The organism is Kribbella sp. NBC_01484 (genome assembly GCF_036227145.1).
GTDB lineage: Bacteria > Actinomycetota > Actinomycetes > Propionibacteriales > Kribbellaceae > Kribbella.
Genome location: NZ_CP109437.1, coordinates 3,926,190 through 3,941,565 on the forward strand (window position 1 = coordinate 3,926,190; position 15,376 = coordinate 3,941,565).

6 protein-coding genes are annotated in these 15,376 nt (G+C 70.6%); 4 read left to right on the forward strand and 2 right to left on the reverse strand.

The features are described 5' to 3' along the window. The 4 genes from OG555_RS19270 to OG555_RS19285 are packed head-to-tail and all read left to right on the forward strand — an operon-like array spanning position 1 to position 11,862. Entirely contained in the window at positions 1–3,393 is a 3,393-nt protein-coding gene (locus OG555_RS19270) for a DUF6603 domain-containing protein (RefSeq protein ID WP_329484291.1), read from the forward strand. After that, on the forward strand, positions 3,390–5,852 hold the full coding sequence (locus OG555_RS19275) for a hypothetical protein (protein WP_329484292.1): 2,463 nt from the start codon (positions 3,390–3,392) through the stop codon (positions 5,850–5,852). The genes OG555_RS19270 and OG555_RS19275 overlap by 4 nt, the downstream gene beginning before the upstream one ends. Continuing rightward, positions 5,849–10,354, forward strand: a complete 4,506-nt coding sequence (locus OG555_RS19280; RefSeq protein WP_329484293.1) for a hypothetical protein — start codon at positions 5,849–5,851, stop codon at positions 10,352–10,354. The genes OG555_RS19275 and OG555_RS19280 overlap by 4 nt, the downstream gene beginning before the upstream one ends. Further along, positions 10,354–11,862: a hypothetical protein gene (locus OG555_RS19285; RefSeq protein WP_329484294.1), complete on the forward strand. Its 1,509-nt coding sequence runs from the start codon at positions 10,354–10,356 to the stop codon at positions 11,860–11,862. Before OG555_RS19280 ends, OG555_RS19285 begins: the two co-directional genes overlap by 1 nt. Before the next feature lie 615 nt (positions 11,863–12,477). On the opposite strand, the gene OG555_RS19290 is transcribed toward OG555_RS19285, so the two are convergent. Together OG555_RS19290 and OG555_RS19295 are read right to left on the reverse strand one after the other, a co-directional pair. Further along, positions 12,478–14,361 (reverse strand): type IV secretory system conjugative DNA transfer family protein, encoded by a 1,884-nt coding sequence (locus OG555_RS19290; RefSeq protein ID WP_329484295.1) that lies wholly within the window; start codon positions 14,359–14,361, stop codon positions 12,478–12,480. A 6-nt stretch (positions 14,362–14,367) separates the two neighbouring features. Continuing rightward, positions 14,368–15,312 (reverse strand): hypothetical protein, encoded by a 945-nt coding sequence (locus OG555_RS19295; protein ID WP_329484296.1) that lies wholly within the window; start codon positions 15,310–15,312, stop codon positions 14,368–14,370. Positions 15,313–15,376 lie beyond the last annotated feature (64 nt).

Below are 15,376 nucleotides of genomic sequence, written 5' to 3' on the forward strand. Positions count from 1 at the left end.
GTGGCCAGCACGTTGGAGCAGGCGCTCGCCGTCCTCGCCGGAGGTCTAGATGATCTCCAGGCCACGATCGCCTCACCGAGTGGCGCGGAACGACTGCTGGCCGCGCTCGGCTTCGCGCCACCACCCGGCATCGCTGACCCCGGTCTCGGTGGAATCGACTTCTCCGCCGTCCTCGACCGGCTCGATGCGCTGACCACTGCTCGGGTCTCCGGGACGTCGATCGAGGTCGGAGCCGCGTACGCCGGGTTGGCGACGGCCGTGCCTGACCTCGTGTCCCGGCTGCGCAACGTCGCGGCGGGCTTCGAGGCGAGCCCCGACTGGCTAGCCCGCACGGACATCGCCGGGCAGTTCTTCCCCCGACTCTTCGACCTCGTCGTGATGCGGACGGTCTCGACCTCCGCTCCGCCGGCGTTCGCCGTCGGCGCGATGGCCGGCATCTTCGTGCTGCAGCCGTTCGACGCAGATCCAACGAACTTCCGGACCGCACACCTGCGTCATATCGTTCGCTGGGACCGCCTCGCCCTGCTGCTCACCGATCCCGTGCGGCTGGTGCGGGAGACCTTCGGCTGGGGGACGCCCGACCTCGCCGTAGACGCGCTGGCACTAACGATCGGCGGCCTGCTGGGACTGGTCGGTCTGCCGGTGCAGACCCGGCCGCTGCCGCGACGGGCCGAGGAGCGACTTACGGGGCGGTCGCTGCCTGAGGCGGACGCCGACCCCAAGCTGCAGCTGTTCGCCAGCCTGCTCAAGGGGTTCGGCCCCGCAGCCGTCGACGTTGGGGTCTCGGTTTACGGCCTGCGCCCATCGGCAGGTGCCGATGGAGGGGTCGGATTCGTGCCGTACGTCCGCGGCAGCACCAAGGCACAGTTCGCCGTCTCCGAGTCTGTAGGGCTGGACGTCGATGGCCTCGCTGACGTGCAGGCCGGGGTTGCTGTCAACGTCCGCCCAGGCTCGGTCGACGTCAAGGTCGGCGTCTTCGGCGACGGTCCGCTCAGCGCGCTGACGAGGCGGGTCTCGCTGCGGTTGACCATCGCCGGCGGCGACCAGCCCACGACGCTGTTGTCGATTCCCGGCGGATCCCGGGTGGAGTACACCGCGCTCACGCTCGACATCGGCGTACGACCCGGTACGGGTGCAGCACCGCAGCCCTTCGTCGAGATCGGGCTGACTGGCGCGACATTCTTGCTCGACGTGAGCGAAGCCGGCGCGTTGATCGGAGCGCTGATCCCGAAGGATGCGGTCCAGGCGGACGTCGACCTCAGGATCGGCTGGGCCGGCGGCCAGGCCTACCTGGGTGGCAGCGACGACCTGACCGCGCGGTTCCCGGTGAACCGCTGGCTCGGCCCGATCGAGCTGCAGACCGTCTATATCGGGCTCGCACCCAGCGCGCGTGGCGGGATCCCCGTCGAGCTCACCGCCACGGTTCACGTCGGACTCGGGCCGTTGGACGTGCTCATCGAGCGCATCGGGTTGTCGGCGACGCTGGACTTTCCAGGCGGCGGCGGCAACCTCGGCCCGGCACAGCTGGACCTAGGGTTCCGCCCGCCAGTCGGGCTCGGCGTCGAGATGGACGCAGGAGTCATGCAGGGCGGTGGATACCTCTCGGTCGACCTGGCCGGTGACCGGTACGCCGGCGTCCTGCATTTCAAGCTTTCGTTTCTCGGCGTGACCGCGTACGGCATCGTCGAGCATGCGCCGGGCGCGGGTATGTCATTCGTCGCTGTGCTCGGTGTGCGGTTCTGGCCGGGGATCCAGCTCGGGTTCGGCTTCGCCGTCACCGGCATCGGCGGGCTGGTGGGGCTGAACCGACGCGCCAACACCGATCTGTTGCGGGAACGGCTGGCCAGCGGGGCGGCTGGCAACGTGCTGTTCTGCGACGACCCGGTGGCGAACGCACCGACGCTGCTCGGCGACCTGGACGCGTTCTTCCCCGTCGCCGCCGACACGTTCGTCGTCGGGCCTACCTTCCAGATCGGCTGGCTGGCACCCATCGTCCGGCTCGATGTGGCAGTCCTGATCGAGCTGCCGGGTCCCTCCAAGATCATCATCCTCGGCTCGATCAAGGTGCTGATCGGCGCCGATGAGACATTCGCGCTGCTGTACTTGAGGATGGACTTCCTCGGCGTCCTGGACTTCGAACAGCGGCTGTTGTCGCTGGACGCCTACCTGGTGAACTCCCACGCGCTCGGCATCTTCCGACTCACCGGTGGGATGGCATTTCGCCTGTCGTACGGCGACAACCCGTACATCTTGCTGTCGATCGGTGGCTTCCACCCGCGGTTCGACCCTGGCCCGCTGAACCTGCCGGCGATCCCGCGTGTCGGCGCAGTGCTCGATGTGAGCGTGGTCGCCCGGGTCTACCTGCGGCTCGAGCTCTACACCGCATTCACCTCCAACACGCTGCAGCTCGGCGCGCACGTGGAGGCCGGCCTCGAGCTCGGCCCGATCAGTGCACACGGCTACCTGACCTTCGACGCGCTGATCCAATTCCGCCCCTTCATGTTCGACATCGAGTTCGCGGCCGGCTTCTCGGTCGAGGTCTTCGACGTCTCGCTGTGCAGTGTGGACATCCGCGGCCGGCTGAGTGGGCCAGGACCGCTGGTGGTGCATGGCGAGGCGACTGTCCGGCTGCTCTTTCTCAAGGTCTCCGGCAGCATCACGGTCGAACTCGGCGGCTCGGTCGGGGACAAGATCGATCCGGTGCTGAGCATCGTCCGGGCGATGGAGCCCGAGCTGGCCAAGCTGGAGAACCTGCGGGCGGACGGCTTCGATGCCGGCGTCGTGCTGAAGCCTGAAGCACCTGTCGCTGGCGTCCTCGTGTCACCGCTCGGCAGCCTGATCTGGGAGCAGAAGCGGGCGCCGCTGGATACGCTCGTCGACCGGTTCGAGGGCGCCCCGCTGGCCGGCTCGCACCAGTTGCAACTCGAGGCACCTCCGGGCTGGACGATCACCGAGGAGCGGGACTGGTTCAGCCCGGGCAGGTTCACCTCGCTCGACCTCAAGGCGTCGCAGTCGCTGAACAACGCCACCTTCCAGGAGCTGCGGTCCGGTGTACGGCTAGGGAGTGCCGGCGACCGGATCGCCCCGAACCCCACGCCGTACCCCCCCAAGATCGATCTGATCAAGCGGCCGGTCGAGGGGCTGAAGCTCACGGCCACCGTAGGGTCGTACATGACCGAAGCGCTCTCCGCGGCGCTGCAGGCCCGGGAGGGCACGCCACCGATGCCTGTGACACCGGCCGTTGTGGCCGTGACATCGGAGACGTTCGACCTGGTGAGCGCGACGGGCTCGGTGACCGCGTCAGCACAGACGCCGTTCCAGGCTTTCCAGCTGTCCCGGCAACAGCCGGGCTCGATGCCGGTGCCTAGCGCGGACGTGGTGGTCCCGCTGTGAGCGACCTGACCTTCTTCAGCTGGCAGCGGTCGCCGATGTACGACCTCGTCGCCGACCCGACCCCCAAGGACGGGCGCCTGGTGGGGTCACTGCCGCTGACCCTGCGGGACCTACACGGACCCGACGTCGCAGCCGGGGCGGTGCCCTTCCATCTCGTCGCCGCGCGCGACGTCGCCGCCCTCAGGCCCGGGTCCGTCCTTGGGGTCGCGCCACGACCGCTGGCCCGGGACGCCGAGACCACCAAGTTCGTCCACGTCGACTTCCGCGATCCGGACCTGCCCTGGCGGTACACCCCGGCGACGGCTGCCGCGGACCGGCTGTCGCCGTGGCTGGTCGTGCTCGTGGGGACGGCCGCGGAGCTCCGGCTGGCCGGGACGACCGTCGCGGTGCTGCAGCCGTCGGTGCTCACCGCGCACCCGCTCGCCGACTCTCACCGCTGGGCACACGTGCAGGACGACGGTCGTCGGCGCACGTCCCGCCTGTTGTCACGCCGCGAGCTCTACCCGGCGACCGAGTACGTCGCGGTCGTGGTGCCCGCCTACGACGACACCGGACAGCCGGCGTGGGACCCGGATCGCGGCAGGCAGCCGGCCGCACTGCCTGTGCTCTACTCCTGGCGGTTCTGGACCGCCGAGGCGGGCGACTTCGAGACGCTCGCGTTCCAGATCACACCGCGGTCGGTGGGCAAGCTCGGTCGCGCCCCGCTAACGTACGCGCGCGGGGAGGTCCAGGCCGACCTGGAGGTACGCGGAGCGATCACCACGCTCGGCACGGACCCGGACGGGGCACCGGAATCAGCGGCGCGGGCTGACCTGGCGCTCTTCGTCGCGGCGGCCCGGGCGCTGTCGGACCCGCTGGGACGCTCGATCCTCACGATGCCGTCATACGGCCGACCATGGGTGGCCGACCTTGACGCGACGACGTGGACCGCCACGCTGAACGCCGATCCCCGCTTCCGCGGCACCGCCGGGCTCGGGCTCTGGATGGGCCTCGAGGCGCAGGACGAGCTCGTGGACGCCGCCGCCCGGCAGCTCGGTGGACTCGACCTCGCCGGTCACCTGATCGGGCAGCTGGCTCTCGGCCTCTCTGCGGCACGGTCGCTGTGGAGCCGCCGGCTGCCAGCCGACCCGATCCGTCGGCTGGACACGTTCGCCCCCCTGATGCGCCGCCTGCGGACGCCGTCCGGCAGCGCCTTGGGAGCACTGGTCGGCGGGGCCAGCCCGCTCGAGGCCGCGCTGTTCTCATCGGCCGCCCGGCGGCTGCTCCGCCGTGGGGCAGCCTGGACCCGGCACACCACGACCGGGTTCGTCAGTCGGCCAGCTCTGATCGCAGCGGCGAACCGATGCCCACCTCCAGCCGGCACCCCAGCGGGCACACCGCACGTCGACTCGGTCGCCAGGTCACTCCGCCTACCCCCGCTGGCCGAGCTGCCGCCCGGCATCGTCCGCGACCCACCGCTCGTCGGACCAGACCGCCGCCTCGACATGGACTCGATCCGAGAATTCCTCGCCGAAGTGCTGCGTCCACCCCAGCCGCTGCCTTGTGCGCCAGCGGACCTCGGTTTGATCTCCGACGCCGTCGCCGCAGCCATCGACCCCTACGGTGCCGAACCTCCGGCGCTGCGCCGGATCCAGGCCCGCATCACGGGGATCGCCCTCGACGACCTCGGGCCGCTCGAGGTGCCGGTCGGGCTGGACTTCCCCACCTGGACGTTACTGCGAGACCGCGCCAAGGAGTGGATCCTGCCGGGGATCGGCACCCTGCAGAAGCACTCCGTGGTGGCCATGCAGACCAACCCGACGTTCATCGACGCCTACCTGGTCGGGCTGAACACGCAGCTGCAGAACGAGCTGCACTGGCGCAACATGCCGATCGACCGGCGGGCCACGCCGCTCCTGATGTTCTGGCGGCACATCAACTTCGAGACCGGGCTCCCCGAGGCGGAGATCCGCCCGCTGGCGACCTGGCGGGCGGGCTCGGAGCTCGGGGACCTGGACCATCAGGTGCTGCAACCGGGCGACACCACCGGCAAGCGTGATCTCGTCATCGTCTTCCGGACCGACCTGTTCCGCCGCTATCCGAGGACGATGGTTTACCTGGTGAAACCCCCGGGACCTGCGACGGCGGACGTGGACGATGCGCTGACCGCCACGCCGTCCTTTAGCTTCGCCGCGGCGGACAAGGCTGACCGGCAGTTCCTCGGGCCGATCTTCCAGGGTGCGCTGGCCCCGGACGTCGTGTTTTTCGCGTTCGACATAGACCCGGCCAAGCTTGACCAGTACTGGCTGGTCCTGGACGAGCCGCCCTCCGAGCTGCGGTTCCGGCGGGTCGCCCCGTCCGGCGCGGCGCTAGGCGGGCTCACTCCCGCAGCGCAGTTCGCGTTCGACACCATCGACAAACCGACCCGGGTGGCGACGTCTGGGAGCTTTCTCAAATCTAAAGGGCTGGAGCTGCAGTGAGCTACCTCAGCCGCCGGCTGCAGGCGCTCTCCGACGCGGTCGCCGAGATCACGGCCACGCGGGCCGACCTCCAGGCGCAGCTGGACGCCCTCCACCCGGACGACCCTGGCGTCCCTGCGTTGCAGGCCGAGCTGGCATCGTGGGATGCCGTCGGCCCGGAAGCCGCCAACGAAGCTGCTCTACTCGCCGCAGCTACGGACCTCCCCGACCTGGATGCCGAGCTGACCCTCCTGGCGTGGCTGTCCGGTCCGCTCAACGCCGACGACCTCGTGGCGGTCGTGGCGGCGGACCCGGTGCGGCGGGCGATGTCCGGTGCCCCGCTCAGCGCCGGCGCCGCCGAGCTCGTGCTGGCGGCCATGGCCGGCAGGCGGCCGGGGCCGTCCGAGCTGCCCGCGATTCGCACGATCGTCGGCGACGACACGCTCGACCAGTTAGTCGCGTCCGCCGTACGAGCACGGTTGTCGATTTCGGCGGAGGACCGACCAGCGCTGGTTCGGGACGTCGCTGTGCTGCTGCCGCTCCGGCTCGAGACGCTGTTCCGTCAGGCCGGCGCGGACTGGACCATGCTGCTGCGGATCGTCCCGGACGAGGCGTCGGTGCGGCGGGACGACCCGGACCCAACCCCGAGCGAGATCCGGCTGCTCACCGCGATGTGGCAGGACACTTACGACGCCCTCGGGCCGGCTGACCGGGCGCTGCCGCCCGCCGACTGGCTGTCCCGCGATCTCGTGCCGACTGCCTGGGAGACCTTCTGCACGCAGGTGTCGCCGGCCCGGGCCGCGTGGCTCGTCGGCGCTGCGCCACCCTCGGTCGTGGACGACGCGGTGGCGGTCGGCGCGACCGGCGTGGACCACCAGTCGCCGCCGAACCGGATCGGTGGCTACCCCACGGAGATCGAGATCTGGTGCGCGTTCACCGGACAGCCTCCGACGCTGCTCGCGACCTCGGCGGTCGACACGTCGGCGCTGGTGTTTGACGTGGTCGGACGCCGGGTGCTGGACGACGGGACCCTGGTCGACCAGGCCGACCGGTGGTGGGTGTCGTTCGCAGCTGCTCGCGAGGTCGGCCTCGGACTGGAGATCATCCTCCCGGACGGTCGCGGGCCGTCGGACATCGCGGTGGTCTACGCGGTCGGCCTGACCGCAGAAAACCCGGCGGAGCACTTCCGCGCCCAGGTGGATGCCGGCGAACTCGCCACGCTGCCCCTCGGCGTCCCGACGAACGCCGTGGACGGCACGCAAGCCGTCAGCCTCGGCCACGACGCGGGTGGCTGGCGCAGTGTCGCGGCGCGCCGGCTGTCCGGCATACCGGCTCGAGAGCTCGGTCGACACCTGACCGGGGACGACGCGGCGCTTCCCTCGATCCCGTCCGAGGCGGGGCTGAGCGGGCTCGACCAGGTGCTGGTGCGAGCGCTGTGGCCCGCGCTGTGGGGGCACCACCTGCGTGATGTCTGGGGCTTTGGCGAAGAGGCCGAGCGGCTCGGCGCGTGGGCGGCCGATCTGCTGCGCCCGGAGGGTCCGCTGCCACCGGTACGGATCGCGGACCAGCCGTACGGTTTGTTGCCGACCGCCCAGATGAGCGCATGGCGGCCGGCAACCGAAGAAGGCGACCTCGCGGCCTGCGAGGAGCGGATGCTGCCGACGCTCCTGACGATGCGGACCGCGTCGGCGTCTGCGGCACTGGCCCGCGGCACTGCCGTCGGCGCCGACACCGACGGCCTGATGGAGCTGCTTGGTCGCGACGCCGGGTCGGCGGGCTATGCGTACCGGCTGTTCCTGCCGACCCAGCTGTGGGCCGCGCTCTACGACGCGACGACTGGCACCGATGCGGATCTGTTCAACGACACGGTCCGCGAGGTCTACCGCGTCGCCCAGGAGCTGTTTAGTCGCGAGCCCGCGCGCTTCTACTTGTCTGCCGACGAAGTCGACCCGGTCAAGATCCCCCTCGTCGCGCCAACCGTGTGGCCGCCCTGGTTCTGGGACGAGGGTCGGGTCGACGACGAAGGCAACCCGGTTCCGGCGATGTCCGTCGAGGCCGGACTGGCCCAGCTACTCGACGTGCTGGTGCGCGCGCCGTTCTTCCCGTATGACGCCGCTCGTGAGGAGTGGCACGACGTCCTGCCGGACAGCCTGCTGGTCCGACTGCTGCTGCTGTCGACGCTCCTGGCGACCGCGACGAACGTCCTTGTGAACACCGGGTCGGCCGATGCGCTGCTGGAGGAGCCACTCGGGGACACGGCACTCCCCACCCGGCTGCGCGAGCTGGGACGTACGTGGGCCGACGGCGACCCGGACGATCATCCGGCCGGCTTTCTCCGGCGGGTGCACCGGGATGGCCTGGAAGTGCTGTACAAGATCATGATGTCGGAGTCGCCGCCGGACGTCGTCGCCCAGCTCGAGCGGGCGCTGCGTGCGACCTTGGACACCGCGACGCACCGGGCCGACCCCTGGTTGGTCGGGATGGCTGGTCGGCGGCTGGCCTATCTCGCCGGCCGACCGGACACCAGGTTCCGCCTCGGCGTCTATGGGTGGGTGGACGGCCCGATCCTCGGCTCACCGGGACCGACCATAGGTGGACTCCTGCATGCGCCCTCGCACGCGCAGGCGCTCACCGCGGTGATCCTGCGCGATAAGGCGGTCACCGACCGGTTGGTGGATCCGGGCGGGCGGGACCAGTGGTCTATGCAGCTCGACTCGGACCGGGTCCGGCTCGCCGAGGAGCTGGCCGAGGAGGTGCGGATCGGCGCACACATCCACGAAGTGGTTGGTCGGCAGGTCGAGCGCGTGATCGGGGCGGCCGAACCAGTCCGGACCCTGCGGTCGATGTTCCCGATGCACACCGGCCAGGACGAGGCTGGCCGGGTCTGCTCGGGGTTCGCGGCCTTGCCGGCGCTGTTGTCGGCCGGCCCTCCGGTGCCAGTGTCCGGAGACCAGCGGGTGGCGCTGGAGGCGTTGCGTGACGGTCTTGACGCGTACGGAGACCTGCTGGTGGCCGAGGGCGTGCACCAGGTGGTGAGTGGACGGGCGGATCTGGCTGGCGCTGCGATGGATGCCGCTGCCGGACTGGCCGGGCCGCCGAGCCTCGCGTTCACCGAGACCCCGCTCGGCGGCGACGGGTTGACGACAGCGGTGCTGAGCGCGCTGCCGTACGTCCCGGCGGGACCAAATGCGTCGCCGGCGGTCCTCGCGGACGCGTCGATCGCCGCCGCGCTCGTCTCGACGATCGGCCCGGCTGCGGCGTGGACCTGGTCCGATGGCGCGGCGGTCGCTACGCTGGCCGACCTCGGGCTGGAGCCGGCTGACACGCTCGCCCTCTCGACAGAACTGCTCAGCGGGATGGCCGGGCACCGGCTCGGCGCTGCGCCGTCGTCTGGCACCGGTCCGGAGTTCCACCGAAGGGCGGCCAGCCTGGTGCGCGCCTGCGGCACCCAGCCGGCGCTGGCGAGCGATCTGTCCCGCAACGTCCCAGCCGATGACCCCGCGGTGATCGCCGCTCTGGACGCGGCGATGCTGGCGGAGCTCAAGGACCGGTACGCGGCCCTGCGCGCCTTGGCGCAGTCGACGCTGGACCTGTTGGCGGCCGCAGCCGATCCGGCCGCTGAGATCGTCGCGCTGCGGGCGGCCTTGCGCTTCGGCATCACCCCGATGGTGAGCAAGGCCGAGCGACCTGCCCTGTACGCGGCGCTGCTGGACGGGGTCCAGCCGGAAGATCCGGCCCTCCTGCCCGGCCTGACCATCCAGGCCGCCGCGGCGCTCGGCGCACGGTTGCGGGCGGCGCCGGCGGCGGACGCCCGGGAACCGATCGGCCGCTCGATCGCCGAGCTCGCGGCTCCGGAGGGGCAGCTCGCGGTGCTCGGCCGCATGCCGCTTGCATCGCTGCTCGGCATCACCGGCCTTTCGGCTGCTCCAGACGATGCACTCGATGCGGGCTGGCTGCCGGTCGTTGCCGCGGTCCGCCCGCAGCTCGCTCGGCTGGAGGCGTTGCAGCTGTCCGCGCTCGTGGGCGACGGCTCCGGGTTCACCCCGACGTCCAGCGCACCCGACGACCACTGGCGCACGGCGGCGCTGGCTGCCCTCGCAATCCGGCGGACCGCACCTGGTGGCGATCCAAGCGAGACGCTGCCCCGGTTTGTCGCGGGTTACGGGTTGGTAGATGTCTGGGATGCCGGACCGGGCGCAGACGCCGCAGTCGGCCTGATCGACAGCTGGAGCGAGACGGTGCCGCGGCGGCGACAGGCGACCACCGCCGCGTTCGGCTTCAACGCACCCGCGGCCCGGCCGCCGCAGGCGATCCTGCTTGCCGTGCCGCACGACCTGTCCGAGACCTATGGCGCTCCCGCCGACACGGCCGGGCTGGTGCGGGTGCTGGCCGAGACCCGTCAGCTCGCCCACGCCCGGGCGGCTCGGCCGGAAGACCTGGGTGAGCTGCTCGCCGCCGTACCGACGTCGATGCTGCCGTCGACCGGGGACACCGGCATCAGGCTCGACGGGACGGTCTTCTGATGGCCGACCGTTACGAGACCTACTTCCGGCTGGAGCCGGACCCGACCCGCCGGAGCCTGGCTGCCGGGTTCGCCGCTGCGATCCACGATCCAGTCTGGTTCCTCTCCCGGCAGTGGCAGATGGGCGAGCACCAAGGGGAGAACGCGACGACTCCCGTGCTGGTCAACCACGACAGCGTCCACACCTCATTGTTGCCGGCGGCGGACCTGCCGCTCGATGACCCGACCGTCGTACCGGCTGAAGCAATCGTCGAGGCCGAGGTCGAGAGCTGGTGGACGATCGGGCGACGGATCCGGGTCGGCGCCGCAGTGGCTCGCGATCACGCCGTCGACCTGCAGCTCGTCGACCCGAAGTACCTGCTGACCCATCCGCCGCCGCCCTACGAGCAGCTGGCCGGAGCGTTGGACGGCCTGGCGGCCTGGCGTTCGCCCGGCGGGCTGGGGCTCTCGGCCGCCGACCTCGCCGGCTTCGGGACCCCGCCAGAACGACCGTCGCGGTGGGATCCGGCGGAGCTGGTGTACGCGGCGGCGTTCCCCCTGGCGGGGCAGGCTGCGTCGCTGGAGCTGTCGCGGCACCGCGGCGGGAGGGTCGACTGGTTCTCCGCCTCCGCCACCGGTCCGCTCGCAGGCGGGGAAGTCCTGCCCGGCCAGGCGTACCCGATCGCACTGCATTACCCCGGGGCGCCGAACAGCCGCTGGTGGGAGATAGAGGACGCAGCGGTCGACATCGCTGGCTACCCGCCAGACAGCAGCCACTTCGCGACGACGCTGCTGATCGAGCTGATCTCGACGCACGGCGACGACTGGTTCCTGTTCCCCGTTGACGGCTCTGTCGGTTCCGTTGTCACGCTGTCGTCGGTGACCGTGACCGACTCGTTCGGCGACGTCTATCCGGTGACCCCGCCCGCAGACTGGAATCTCTTCCGAACGAGTGGCTTCACCACGTCCTCGCTGGTGGTCTGGCTGCGGGCCATGAGCCCGATCGAGGGTCAGCCCGTCGAGGAGGTGCTGCTGGGGCTGGACGAGTACTCCAACGTCCTCTGGGCCGTCGAGTGTCGGGTCGACGGGCAAGAGGTGAGCGGATCTGTGACCTCGGACCCCGAGGAGCGCTCAGGGGAACCCGCGGAGACGCCTACGTACGCCTATCGGCCGGGCAGGAACGTGGCGCCCTTCTGGCATCCGTACGAGGTAGTCGACCGGGACGGTCGCCGCCGATTCGTCCAACGTCGGTTGGCCGACCTGTCCGGCGTCGAGCCGAAGCTCACGGCCGCCGCTGCGGCGGAGGTGCTGCGCGTGCGGACCACCGATGGTGGCGAGCTCATCCACGAGATCGAGCCGGCCACCATCCCGTCCATCGGTGTCGTCCTGCAGCGCCGCCACCGGCTGGCCCGCGACATCCTTGGAAACCCAGTGCTGTGGTCGCAGCGCCAGCGCAGCCCGTTCCTGCGGCCGCCCAGCCGGGCGCTGCGGTTCGATGTCCTCGAAGAGACCGCCCCAGCGGTGCCCTAAACCGGCGCCGTGCCTGGCGCCGGCGTCACTAGGACGGACTCAGCTGGGCTCTCGTGTGTGGTTCGCGCGCTCATGACAAGCGATCCTCGCGCCTTCGGACTTGTCGTGTGCCATTGCGCCGTTCCCCGAGCGTGGATGCTCTCGTTGGCGGGTCCGTGGCGATACTGCACACAGCATCTCGGCTCGGTTCGAGTCGGTGAATGTGGGGCGTCGTTCTGTACAAGGGTGCTGGCTGGGCGTTGAAATCCCTGGGGTGGAACCTGCATTTGCCGCGATCATCGCCGTGCTCGGCACGCTGACGGGATCAGCTCTCACATACATCTTCCAGCGCCGCACCAATGAGCACATGTACACGCTGGGTTCTCGAGAACGGGCCCGGCAGGAGCGACTAGATGCCTATGCATCGTTCGGCGGTGCAGCGGTTCGGTTCCGGGTGGCTGGCATCGATGTGTGGCACCGGCGCGATGAGAACGCGGGTGAGGAATCGCAGCGCCGCGCACGGGCTGAGTTCTATCGTCTCCGGACAGAGCTCGTCGACGCCGAACTCCGAGTCCAGCTGGTGACTCCTCACGCCTTCCTTCACCCTCTGATGACCAATGTCATTCGAGCAGCACATCAGGTGCCCGAGGCGACTGATGCGGCAGATCGCCGACCGAACCGCCGCCGGTCAACGGGACCAGCGTCCTCGGGAGCGACGTGGGCGTCGTCGCCGTACGCCGGGTCGTCCCATTCGGTGTCGGGCAGCGTCACGAGGGCTCTCCTGTCGGCGCGATGGTCGGGTTGATGACGTTCCGTGCGCCGGGGTCGTGCCGCGCGAGGGAGGCGCGGACGCGGTCGGCGTACGGCCGGTCCATCCAGGGGATCGACCTGATCAGGGTCGCACGCGACCCCGGACGAGAACACGATCGCGCGGCCGGCGGGCAGTGCTGCGAGCTCGGCGATGTCGAGGATCTGTTCGCGCTGCAGCTGCCGGTTGACCGAGGTGCCTTGCTTGCTGGTCGAGGTCGAGGAGCGCAGCAGTTCGCGGTCGCCGATGAGCTTGCTGAGCCGGTCGAGGAACGCGGCGTCGTCGACGCCACCGCCGTAGATGCGGCGGTTCGCGGCCGACCAGAGTTTCTCCATGCCGCGCTCGCCCCAACAGCCCACGCCTTGGGCCCAGGACTGCAGAATGGTGATGAGCACGATGCCGCGGGAGCCGTAGTGGCTGTAGAGGTCGGGCAGGTCTTTCCACCGGCAGACGTTCGCGGCCTCGTCGAGGACGCCGATCATCGGGACGGGGAGGCGGCCGCCGGGGCGGGTGGTGGCGTAGTCCTCGGCGGCTTTGACGAGGGCGGCGGTGAGCGCGGTGACGAGCGGCCCGGCGTTGCCGGCGCCTTCGCGGGACAGGCTGTAGAGGGTGCCGCCGCGGCGGACGAAGTGGTGCGGGTTGAACTCCGGGCGCGGGGCGGGTCGGGGGTTGACCCAGGGCGCGATCCGGCTGGAGCCGAGGCAGCTGGCCATCTGTTGGGCGGTGCCGAACACGCCGCCGCGCTGCCGTTCGGGGGCGGTGCGGATGGCTTCGACGGCTTCGGCCATGGTGATGTCGCCGTGGTCGCGCAGCAGCTGCTCGGGCTGGGTGCTGTTGACGTTGGTCAGCCAGGAGTGGACCCGGCTGACCGGGTGTCCGCCGCGGGCGCCGGCGAGCAGCAGGCCGGCGAGTAGCTGGAGGCCGGCGTTGTCGAAGAACGCGTCGGCCCGCGCGTCGGCGGGCCGGGATGCGTAGGCGAAGTGCTGGGCGAGTTCGCGGGCGGTGTCGTCGTCGACGACGTAGCTGAGCGGGTTCCACCACCAGGTCGGTTGCTCGGCGGCGACCTGCTGGGGGTCGAACACCCACACCTCGTCGTCGCCTTCGCGCAGGCCGCGGGTGGCGTCGAGGATGTCGCGTTTGTTGGAGGTGACGATCACCGCGCCGGGTGCGTCGGCGATGACCGGTACGGCCAGCGAGGTGGTCTTCCCGGTCCGGGGGCCGGCGATGTCGACGATCATGTCCTCGTAGGCGCCGAACACGTCGGCGCCGGAGGCAACGGTCTGGCCGAGGAACACCCCTGGGTTGTCGGCGATGACGCCGAGCCGCTGCGCGGTGGCGACCACACTGGTCTTCGAGGTGGCGGCGATGTCGCGGCCGCGGCCGAGGTGCCGTGACGCGGGATCGACCCGGGTCCGGCGGCTCCGCAGCCGGGTCACCGGCACCAGTACGCCGATCGTGAGCAGTACGACGGCCGCGGCGATGATTCCGGCGGAATAGGTCGCTTCACGCGGCCATAGGATCCGGCCGGCGAACAGCAGCAGGAGCAGGTTGAGCGGGTTGTTCGGTACGTCGGCCGTCGTACCGGCCCAGGCCATCCCGAGCTTGAGTGACCCCCAGGCGATCGCGCCGGCGGCGAAGACGACGCCGATGAGGATGATCGCGGCGACGTTTTGTGGTGCGAGCAGGCTGTTGGGGTCGCGTTCGCGTTGCACCACGGGTCAGTACACCTCCTCAAGCGTGCCGTCCAGACTGACCCCGGCACCTTCGGTGAGGGTGTCGGCCAGCTCATCGGTCAGTTCGGCGACCGCGTCGGCGTCGCGCCAGCGCTTGTTGGTGTCGTTGAGGGCGCGTTCGACCGGGGTCAGGTCGACGTGGATCGGGATCCCGGTACGGCCGCCGACCTTGATCAGGAAGTTCCCCAGGCCGGGCGGATCGCCCTCGCCGTCCTCGTGCGCGGACCAGGCGGCCGGGTCCTGCCAACTGGAGACCATGTCGATCTCGGCCTCGGTGAGCTTCACGACCTCGGTCAGCTGGTCCATCTCCGAGCGGGGCAGGCCTCCGCAGATCACCATGCCGGAGCGTTCGACGAAACCCTTGGCTTTCATCCGGTCTTCCTCGGCCGGCAGGGCGAGCAGGTCGGACATGGTGTGGGACACCATCACCTGCCCGACGCCGCGTTGCCGGTTGAGCCGGGTGAGGGCGTCGATCCGGTCGACGATCCCGCGCCCGGACCGCAGCGCCCGCCACAGTTCGTCGAGGACGACGAAGTAGTTGCGGCGGGGTTCGAGGCCGGCGTCGGCCAGGACCTGGGAGACGTTGACGGTGGCGAACCCGTTCGACCAGCACGCGAGCAATGCGGCGGCCTGGAGGTCGAGTTGGCCGTCGTCGATGCCGGACAGGTCGAACGCGACCGGGCTGTCGCGGCGCATCGGCTGGGTGGTGTGGCGGGAGAAGATCGTGCCGAGTTTCGAGGTGCCCTCGGCGAGGCTGGTCAGGGTCGCTTCGAGGCCTTCGGTGAGGTCGCGGTAGCGGGCGATGTCGCCGCGGTCGAGGGCGGCGGCGCGGACGTCTTCGGGGGCGTCCTTCACGACCTGGAGCAGGTCGTGCAGCACCGGTACGCCGTGGTGGCGGCTGTCGAGGATCTCCATCGCCCGGCCGATCACGGCCTCTTCCCGGTCGGTCGGTGGGCTGCCGGCGCCCAGGATGGTGATGAGGCCGCTGACGGTG